Source organism: Rhodosalinus sp. (assembly GCF_041685465.1).
Classification (GTDB): domain Bacteria; phylum Pseudomonadota; class Alphaproteobacteria; order Rhodobacterales; family Rhodobacteraceae; genus Rhodosalinus.
In genome coordinates this window covers 1-8,593 of record NZ_JAWLFS010000129.1, presented here as the reverse complement: position 1 = coordinate 8,593, position 8,593 = coordinate 1, and the positions used below count along the sequence as shown (strand labels likewise).

Here is an 8,593-nt window from a genome sequence, read left to right as displayed (position 1 = left end):
CCGATCCGGCCCTCGAAGGCGCGCAGCTCGGCCGACAGCTTCACTCGATCTTCTCGAAGAAGCGGTCGCCGCGCCAGGTCCAGAAGAACAGCATCGAGCGCCCGGCAGAAGAGAACATCACCCGGTCGGCACGACCGATCAGGTCGGCATAGGGCACCATGCCCACGCCGCCCACCTGCTGCGGCACCCGGCTGTCGGAGGAATTGTCGCGGTTGTCGCCCATCATGAAGTAATGCCCCTCGGGCACCGTGTAGACCGGCGTGTCGTCAGAGGCCTGCCGCCCGATGTTGAGGATCGAATGGGTGGTGCCGTTCGGCAGCGTCTCGGCGAACTTTTCCTTTTCGCAGACCGCGCCGTTGCCCACGGGCGCGTTGGCACAGCGCGGGCGCGTGCCCTGCGGCCCCTGCGGCGCCATGATCTCTTCGAAGCTGCCGTCGGGCGTGACCTCCACCGGCGTGCCGTTGAGCACCAGCCGCCCCTCGCGCATCTGCACCCGGTCGCCCGGCAGGCCCACGATCCGCTTGATGAAGTCGCGCCCCGTCACCGGATGGCGAAAGACCGCCACGTCGCCGCGCTGCGGCTCGCCGCCGAAGAGCCGCCCGTCGCCGCGCTGCATCCAGCCGCACAGATCCTCCGCGTCGATGTCGAGGCCGACCGCCGGGATGCGGACCGAGGGGCAGGAGGCATAGGAATAGCCATAGGACATCTTGTTGACGAAGAGGAAATCGCCGATCAGCAGCGTGTCCTTCATCGACCCCGACGGGATCCAGAACGGCTGAAAGAAAAGCGTGCGGAAGACGCCCGCGATCAGCAGCGCGTAGACGATCGTCTTCAGCGTCTCGACGATCGCGCCGCCCCAGCTTTTGTCCTCGGCCATGCCTGTTTTCCCGCCCCTGCCTGATCGCAGGCTTCATGGGCGCCGGGACACAAGGTGTCAAGCGAGGGGGTGTGCGGGATCAGGCGGCGTGCGCAGCGGCCGCGCCTCGATCACCACGAAGGCCTGCGCCCAGGGGTGATCGTCGGTCAGCGTGACGTGAATGACCGCCTCGTGCCCCTCTGGCGTCAGTTCCGCCAGCCGCCGCGCGGCCCAGCCGGTCACATGCATCACCGGCTGCCCGGTCGCCATGTTGGTGACATGCATGTCGCGCCAGGCGATGCCCATGCGCAGCCCCGTGCCCAGCGCCTTGGAGCACGCCTCCTTCGCCGCCCACCGCTTGGCGTAGGTGCCGGCGGTGTCGCGGCGGCGCTCGGCCTTGCGCTGCTCGGTCTGGGTGAAGACGCGGTTGCGGAAGCGATCGCCGAACCGCTCCAGCGTCCGCTCGATCCGCTCGATGTTGGCAAGGTCCGTGCCGATGCCGAGGATCATGCGCGCTAGCCCGCAAACAGCGGAAAGCTCACGCCCAGCGCCCAGGCGAGGATGAGGCCAAGGGCGAGGCCGGGGCCGGCGGCGCCGCCCGACCGCGCGGCCCAGCGGCCCATCAGGCCGTAGAGCAGGTAGAACAGCAGGATCACCGGCGCGATCAGCAGCAGGAAGAACAGCCCCTCGAAGTCGAGCGCGAGGGCGAGGGCGAGCGAGACGAAGAAGGCGCCGCGCGCCGCGATCCGCTGCCAGAGCGGCGCCTGCCCGCCCATGGTGATCAGCGCGTCGGCCAGCATGAAGGGCACGGCGCCCACCGCCAGCGCGAGGATGATCCAGCCGCGCTCTACAGTCGGCCAGAAGTTCGCCCCGTAGCGGTCGAGCAGAAAGCCGAACACGGCGAGCCCCCAGAGGAGGAGCGCCCCCGCCGCCACGGGCGAGACGCGGCCGAGCGGCACGCTAGAGCGCGCGAGCAGCCCGAGTTGCAGGACGCCGTAGACAGCCAGGTGCAGCGCGAGGTAGTCGGCCACGAGCACCGGCAGGAACGCGACGTCCAGCGGCACCGCGAGCAGCGGCGCCACCACCGCCGGAGCGGCGACCGCGAGCGCGAAGCGCCGCGGCGGCAGCGCCTCGCGCTCCACCCGCCGTGCGGGCAGCAGGTGCGACATCGGCCAGGCGAGCGCCACGACCGAGGCGAAGAGCACCAGCACCCAGGGCCCCGTGCGCGGCACCGGCGCGGCGCTGTCGCGCTCGTAGGCGGCGTCGAGCCAGGCCACGGCCTCCTCCCGGCCGCGCTTGGAGTAGAGCACTGCGACATGCTCGGCGAGCGGTGCGACGACGGCGCGGCGCACCACGTCGCCGGCGCGCGCGGTCTCGCCTTCCTCCGCCTCGGGTTCCACCATGCGAAGCGCGCGGAGCGAAAATTCGCGCAGGCCCGGCTCCCATTCGCCGGTGATCATCAGCAGCCGCTCGGGCGCCTCCTCCGTCACCGCCTGGCTGAAGGGCGAGATGGCGACCACGGGGCCGATGCGGTCGTCGGCAAGCGCGGCGCGGATGATGATGTCGGTCGCCATCGAGTGGCCCAGAACCGCGACCTCGCCCTCCCGCGCCTCGCGCGCGCGGCCCGCCTCGACCACCGACAGCGTCTGGTCGATCAGGCGTTGCGTCGTGCCGTCGATGCTGTCCACGTCGCCCGACATCGGCACCGGGTTGCGCCCGTGCCCCTCGAAGTCGAAGGCCCATGCGACATAGCCCGCCTGCGCGAGCGCCAGCGAATAGGCCTGCATCATCTGCCGCGAGCCGGCGAAGCCGTGGGCGACCACGACGAGCGGGCCGTCGGCCTCCGGTTCGGCGTAGCGCGTCACGGGCGTCTCGCCGACGGTGAAGCTCTCGATCGCCACGCCGGAGCGGGCGCTCTCGAGTTGCCAGAGCGCCAGCAGCCCGGCGAGGACGGCGAGCACGGCGACCGCCCAGCGGCGCAGCAGGATGGGCGCGGGGGTCGGGTGCGGCGTGTCCATCGTTCAGCCGCGCGCCGCGTCCATGTGCCGGCGCATCTCCTCGATGGCCGGGGCAAGACCGCGGAAGATCGCCTCGCCGATGAGGAAATGCCCGATGTTGAGCTCGCGCACCTCCGGCAGGGCGGCGATCGGCGCCACGGTGTCGTAGGTCAGCCCGTGGCCCGCGTGCACCTCGAGGCCGAGGCCGTCGGCGACCATCGCCATCTCGGTGATCCGGGCGAGCTCGGCGTCGCGGTCGGCGGTGCGCCCCTCGGCGTGGGCCTCGCAATAGGCGCCGGTGTGCAGCTCGATCACCTCGGCGCCGACGCGGCGCGCGGCGCCGATCTGGTCCCGGTCGGCGGCGATGAAGAGCGAGACGCGGCAGCCCGCGGCGCGCAGCGGGGCGATGAACTCGGTGAGCCGCGCTTCTTCCTCGGCGACCTCGAGGCCGCCCTCGGTCGTGCGTTCCTCCCGCCGCTCGGGCACGAGGCAGACGGCATGCGGGCGGTGGCGCAGCGCGATGGCCTGCATTTCCGGCGTCGCCGCCATCTCGAAGTTGAGCGGCACGCGCAGCACCTGCATCAACCCCTCGATATCGGCGTCGGCGATGTGGCGGCGATCCTCGCGCAGATGGGCGGTGATGCCGTCGGCGCCGGCCTCCTCGGCGAGCCTTGCGGCCCGCACCGGGTCGGGCGTGGCCCCGCCGCGGGCGTTGCGCACGGTGGCGACGTGGTCGATGTTCACGCCGAGGCGCAGGGGAGGGTGGGGCATGCTGAGCCTCCTTTCGGCTGGTGCGCCAAGAGCTACTCCGGTCCGTGCCCGGCGTCAGCCCCCGCGGTGTGGCGGCGGCGGCGAATCTTCCGGAGCTTGGCGTCGAGGCTGTCGCGGATCCTTGCCGCGCGCCGCCGCTGATAGGCCCGGATCACCGGCACGGCGAGAAGGTAGACCGCGCTCGCCACGAAGAAACCCGCGATGAGGCCGCCCACGGTGTAGGGCCAGAGCACCTCGGCCCAGAACGCGGCGAGGCCGTTCCAGTCCTGCGGCGCGCCCTGCATGAAGGCCCAGAAATTGTCGTTCAGGTCGCGCCCGGCGACGGCGAACTTGTCCCAGAGCGAACTCTGCGCATCTTCCTCGAGCTCGGTGCCGAGCACGAGGTGCCCGGTCTGCAGCGAGATGACGGCGATCGGCAGGAAGGTCAGCGGATTGCCGAAGAAGGTGGCCAGCAGCGCCGCGATGACATTGCCCCGGATCGCCCAGGCGAGCAGCGCCGAGATCAGGAAGTGCAGCCCGAAATACGGCGTGAAGGTTATGAAGATTCCCGACCAGATGCCCCGCCCGATGCGCTCCGGCGAGCCGGGCAGGCGGTTGAGCCGGTGCTGGACGTAGAGAAACGCACGCCGCCAGCCGCCGCGCGGCCAGAGCGCCTCGGCCATGATCTTCCACCAGGGGCGCTTGTCGCGGCGTTTGAAGACCAACGGTCCCTGTTCCCTAGCTCGCCCGAGCCTCCGGCGGACCGGCGGTCGAGGCGTCGCGGAAGCGGTCCACCGCGGCCACGTCGCTTTCGGCCTCCAGCGCCGAGACCACCGAATGCAGGTGCTCGGCGTCGCGCAGATCGACGTCGACCAGCAAACGATAGAAGTCCGGCTTCCGGTCCACGAACTTCAGGTCCGAGATATTGGCCTTCTGCTCTCCGATCAATGTGCAAATGCGCCCGAGGACGCCGGCATCGTTGCCGATGGTGACATCGAGGCTGACGGTATAGACCGGTGGATGGGTGCCGGCCGACCACTGAAGATCCACCCAGCGCGCCGGCTGCTCCTCGAAGGCGGCCAGCGTCTCGCAGTCGATGGCGTGCACCACCACGCCGCGCCCGCGCCACGTGATGCCGACGATGCGCTCGCCCGGCAGGGGCTGACAGCAGGGCGCGCGCTCGAAGCTCTGGCCTTGGCCGAGGCCCACGACCGCGCGGCGGGTGTCGATCTGCTCGGTCGGTCTGGGGGCGAGGTCGGGATAGACCGCGTCGACCACGTCACGCGCCGTCAGTTCGGCCGAGCCGAGCCGCGCGAGCACCTCTTCATGGCCGCCGAGTCGCAGCTTCTTGGCCGCGGTGTCGAGCGTCTTGTCGGTGGCCTTCTTGCCGAGATTCTCGAAGGCCGACCGCGCGAGTTCGCGGCCCAGCCGGATGAAGCGCGCGCGGTCCTGATCGCGCAGGCTGCGCCGGACCGCGGCCTTCGCCTTGCCGGTGATCGCGATGTCGAGCCATGCAGGTTGCGGCACCTGTCCCTCGGCGGTGATGATCTCGACCGACTGCCCGTTCTTGAGCCGCGTCCAGAGCGGCACGCGCAGCCCGTCCACCTTGGCCCCCACGCAGGCCGAGCCGATGCGCGTGTGGATGGCGAAGCCGAAGTCGATCGGCGTCGCGCCGCGCGGCAGCTTGACCACGTCGCCCTTCGGCGTGAAGCAGAAAACCTTGTCCGAATACATCTCGAGCTTCACGGCTTCGAGGAAGCTCTCGTGGTCGTCCTCGGCGTCGAACTGCTCGGTCAGTTGCGCGACCCACTTGGTGGGATCGACCGCGAAGGGATTCTCGGTGCGCACGCCATCGCGGTAGGACCAGTGCGCGGCCACGCCCGTCTCGGCCACGTCATGCATCGCGCGGGTGCGGATCTGCACCTCGACCCGCTTGCCGTCGCGCCCCGAGACGGTGGTATGGATGGAGCGGTAACCGTTCGACTTCGGCTGGCTGATGTAGTCCTTGAAGCGGCCGGGCACCGCGCGCCAGCGTTGATGGATCGCGCCGAGCGCGCGGTAGCAGTCCATCTCGCTGTCGGTGATGACGCGGAAGCCGTAGATGTCGGACAGCCGCGAAAAGGCGAGCTGCTTCTCCTGCATCTTGCGCCAGATCGAGTAGGGCTTCTTCGCGCGGCCGAAGACCTCTGCCTCGATGCCGGCCTTTTCGAGTTCGAGCCGCATGTCGCCGGTGATGCGGGGCACGACGTCGCCGGCGGCCTTCTGCAGGGTGATGAAGCGGCGCATGATGCTCGCCCGGCCCTCGGGGTTGAGCACGCGGAAGGCCAGGTCCTCCAGCTCCTCGCGCATCCATTGCATGCCCATGCGGCCCGCGAGCGGCGCGTAGATATCCATCGTCTCGCGCGCCTTCTTGCCCTGCTTTTCGGGGCGCATGGCCTTGATGGTGCGCATGTTGTGCAGGCGGTCCGCGAGCTTCACGAGAATAACGCGCACGTCCTTGGACATGGCGATGAAGAGCTTGCGGAAGTTCTCGGCCTGCTGCGTCTCGGTCGAGGAAAGCTGCAGGTTGGTGAGCTTGGTCACCCCGTCCACGAGGCGCGCGATCTCGGCGCCGAAGCGCCGCTCGATCTCGTCGTGCGTGGACTTCGTGTCCTCGATCGTGTCGTGCAGGAGCGCGGTCGCGATGGTCGCGTCGTCGAGCCGCTGCCCGGCGAGGATCTCGGCCACCGCCACGGGGTGCGTGAAATACGGCTCGCCCGAGTGGCGGAACTGCCCGTCGTGCATCGCGCGGCCATACGCGAAGGCATCGGCGAGCAGCCGGGCATTCGTGCGCGGATTGTAGGCCCGCACCAGCGCGACGAGGTCGTCCGCGCCGAACCCCGCCTCGGCGGTCGCCGGCGCGGTCATGCGCGGGGAGGGCGCCCCGCGGCCCTCACTTCTCGCCCTGCGCTTCCATGAGCTGACGCAGCAGCGCCTCGTCCGGCATCTCGTCCTCGGAGGGCTTGTCGGCCTCGCCGCCGCCCATCAGGAGCGCCATCGAATCCTCTTCCGGCTCGTCCACCTCGATCTGCGTCTGGTTCGCCTCGATCAGGCGCTCGCGCAGGTCGCCGGCCTGCTGCGTCTCCTCGGCGATCTCGCGCAGTGCGACGACCGGGTTCTTGTCGTTGTCGCGGTCGACCGAGAGCGGGCTTCCGGCCGAGATCTCGCGCGCGCGGTGCGCCGCGAGCATCACCAGCTCGAAACGGTTCGGAACCTTGTCGACGCAATCCTCGGTGGTAACGCGGGCCATCGGACACTCCAGTCATGCAGACGCGGGGCAGGAAGTGGACCGGATAGCGAGACTGCCGCGAAAATGCAAGCGCAGGTTCAGAGCGCGACCACCTCCGCGCGGGCGCCGGCGGGCAGGTCCGCGACCATCTGCGCGACGCTGCGGCCCAGCACCGGGTGACGCCAGTCGGGCGCGACGTCGGCGAGGGGAATCAGGACGAAGGCGCGCTCGTGCATCCGCGGGTGCGGCAGGATCATGCGATCCGGTGCCTCGCGGCGCTGGCGCTCGGGCGCGAGCCGGGCCCAGGCCTCGAAGGTCGCCCGGTCCGGGTGCACCGCGTCGCCGGCCGCGATCAGGTCCAGATCGAGCGTGCGCGGCGCCCAGCGCTCGGCGCGGTCGCGGCCGAAGCGTGCCTCGATCCTGTGCAGGAGCGACAGCAGCGCGCCGGCGCTTCCGGACCAATCGAGCGCGGCGGCGGCGTTCACGAAGTCGGGACCGGCGCCAGGCGGGAAGGCCGGCGTGCGATAGAAACGGCTGACCGCCGCGACGGACGCCCCCTCTGCCGCAACGTCCTCAAGTGCCTGACGCAGCGTCTCCTCTGGCGATCGGCCGGCGCGGGGTGCATTCGCGCCAAACGCAACGAAAGCGCGTGTGGCGGAAGCGCCCGCACCGGCACGCGCACTCGTCTCCCCACCTTGTGCCATCCCGAAATGTTCCTATTCTCTGACATTATCGGTGTCTCGGCGCAGGGCTTCCACTCGGCCCGCAGATGCGCCCGCCGTGCTGACGAAAGGATATCCCGGCATGTTTTACAAGGACGAACGGCTTGCGCTGTTCATAGACGGGGCGAACCTCTACGCGACGGCGAAGGCGCTCGGCTTCGACATAGACTACAAGCTGCTGCGACAGGAATTCATGCGCCGCGGCAAGCTTCTCAGAGCGTTCTATTACACGGCGCTCATCGAGAGCGAGGAGTATTCCCCAATCCGCCCGCTCGTGGATTGGCTGCACTACAACGGGTTCGCGATGGTGACCAAGCCGGCGAAGGAGTACACGGACAGTCAGGGGCGCCGCAAGGTCAAGGGCAACATGGACATCGAGCTCTCGGTCGATGCGATGGAGCTCGCGCCGCGGATGGATCACATGGTGCTCTTCTCCGGCGACGGCGACTTCAAGCCGCTCGTCGAGAGCCTGCAGCGGCAGGGCGTGCGGGTCTCGGTGGTCTCGACCATCCGGAGCCAGCCGCCGATGATCGCCGACGACCTGCGCCGTCAGGCCGACAACTTCATCGACCTCGACGACCTGAAGGAGGTGATCGGCCGCCCGCCGCGCGAGCCGCGCGAGCCCCAGAACGATCGCGAGGTGCGCGTCCCCAGCACCGGGGAGTGAGCGCCCGCGCGCCGTGCTGTCCGACGTCGCGGGACTGACGGGGCTCTTCCTCGCCGCCTTCGGCGCGGCGACGGTCCTGCCCTTCCAGTCCGAGATCGTCTTCGCCGGGATGCAGGCGGCGGGGGCCGCTCCGGTCGCCACGCTCGTGATCGTGGCCTCGGTGGGCAACACCCTCGGCGCCGTGGTGAATTACGTGCTCGGGCGGGGCGGCGCGCGCCTCGCGCACGGGCGCTGGCGGGTGGCGAGCGAGATGCAGCTCGCCCGCGCCGAGGCGATCTGGGCGCGCTGGGGCGTCTGGACGCTTCTGCTGAGCTGGGCGCCCTTCGGCGACGC

The 8,593-nt window shown here is 70.1% G+C and carries 10 protein-coding genes; 2 read left to right on the top strand and 8 right to left on the bottom strand.

Features of this window, described 5'->3' with window-relative positions; translation table 11 throughout:
- Nucleotides 1-40 precede the first annotated feature (40 nt).
- The 8 genes from lepB to folK all read right to left on the bottom strand — a co-directional run bounded on the left by lepB (nt 41) and on the right by folK (nt 7,575).
- The gene (gene lepB / locus ACESL7_RS09825) at nt 41-877 is read right to left on the bottom strand and encodes a signal peptidase I (RefSeq protein WP_372893149.1); all 837 of its coding nucleotides are present in this window, start codon (nt 875-877) and stop codon (nt 41-43) included.
- 57 nt (nt 878-934) lie between these two features.
- On the bottom strand, nt 935-1,366 hold the full coding sequence (gene acpS, locus ACESL7_RS09820; RefSeq protein WP_372893148.1) for a holo-ACP synthase: 432 nt from the start codon (nt 1,364-1,366) through the stop codon (nt 935-937).
- 5 nt (nt 1,367-1,371) lie between these two features.
- Nucleotides 1,372-2,874, bottom strand: a complete 1,503-nt coding sequence (locus ACESL7_RS09815) for an alpha/beta fold hydrolase (protein WP_372893147.1) — start codon at nt 2,872-2,874, stop codon at nt 1,372-1,374.
- 3 nt (nt 2,875-2,877) lie between these two features.
- On the bottom strand, nt 2,878-3,624 hold the full coding sequence (locus tag ACESL7_RS09810) for a pyridoxine 5'-phosphate synthase (RefSeq protein WP_372893146.1): 747 nt from the start codon (nt 3,622-3,624) through the stop codon (nt 2,878-2,880).
- A gap of 32 nt (nt 3,625-3,656) precedes the next feature.
- Complete coding sequence (locus ACESL7_RS09805) at nt 3,657-4,328, bottom strand: DUF2062 domain-containing protein (protein ID WP_372893145.1); 672 nt, start codon at nt 4,326-4,328, stop codon at nt 3,657-3,659.
- A gap of 13 nt (nt 4,329-4,341) precedes the next feature.
- Nucleotides 4,342-6,510 (bottom strand): RelA/SpoT family protein, encoded by a 2,169-nt coding sequence (locus ACESL7_RS09800; RefSeq protein WP_372893144.1) that lies wholly within the window; start codon nt 6,508-6,510, stop codon nt 4,342-4,344.
- A 25-nt stretch (nt 6,511-6,535) separates the two neighbouring features.
- The gene (rpoZ, locus tag ACESL7_RS09795; RefSeq protein WP_372893143.1) at nt 6,536-6,892 is read right to left on the bottom strand and encodes a DNA-directed RNA polymerase subunit omega; all 357 of its coding nucleotides are present in this window, start codon (nt 6,890-6,892) and stop codon (nt 6,536-6,538) included.
- A 77-nt stretch (nt 6,893-6,969) separates the two neighbouring features.
- Nucleotides 6,970-7,575, bottom strand: coding sequence for a 2-amino-4-hydroxy-6-hydroxymethyldihydropteridine diphosphokinase (folK, locus tag ACESL7_RS09790; protein WP_372893142.1), 606 nt, complete (start codon nt 7,573-7,575; stop codon nt 6,970-6,972).
- Nucleotides 7,576-7,675: 100 nt separating this feature from the next.
- On the opposite strand from folK, the gene ACESL7_RS09785 reads away from it, so the two are divergent.
- Together ACESL7_RS09785 and ACESL7_RS09780 are read left to right on the top strand one after the other, a co-directional pair.
- A complete protein-coding gene (locus ACESL7_RS09785) occupies nt 7,676-8,260 on the top strand; it encodes a LabA-like NYN domain-containing protein (RefSeq protein WP_372893141.1) in 585 nt (194 codons plus the stop codon).
- A 13-nt stretch (nt 8,261-8,273) separates the two neighbouring features.
- Nucleotides 8,274-8,593: YqaA family protein (locus ACESL7_RS09780; RefSeq protein WP_372893140.1), on the top strand; the 320-nt coding region annotated here is incomplete at its 3' end.

Bases quoted from the DNA above. Each gene is read 5' to 3' on its own strand.
- ACESL7_RS09800 (WP_372893144.1), bottom strand. From the start codon at position 6,510: ATGACCGCGCCGGCGACCGCCGAGGCGGGGTTCGGCGCGGACGACCTC.
- ACESL7_RS09815 (WP_372893147.1), bottom strand. From the start codon at position 2,874: ATGGACACGCCGCACCCGACCCCCGCGCCCATCCTGCTGCGCCGCTGG.
- rpoZ (WP_372893143.1), bottom strand. From the start codon at position 6,892: ATGGCCCGCGTTACCACCGAGGATTGCGTCGACAAGGTTCCGAACCGT.
- ACESL7_RS09810 (WP_372893146.1), bottom strand. From the start codon at position 3,624: ATGCCCCACCCTCCCCTGCGCCTCGGCGTGAACATCGACCACGTCGCC.
- folK (WP_372893142.1), bottom strand. From the start codon at position 7,575: ATGGCACAAGGTGGGGAGACGAGTGCGCGTGCCGGTGCGGGCGCTTCC.
- lepB (WP_372893149.1), bottom strand. From the start codon at position 877: ATGGCCGAGGACAAAAGCTGGGGCGGCGCGATCGTCGAGACGCTGAAG.
- acpS (WP_372893148.1), bottom strand. From the start codon at position 1,366: ATGATCCTCGGCATCGGCACGGACCTTGCCAACATCGAGCGGATCGAG.
- ACESL7_RS09785 (WP_372893141.1), top strand. From the start codon at position 7,676: ATGTTTTACAAGGACGAACGGCTTGCGCTGTTCATAGACGGGGCGAAC.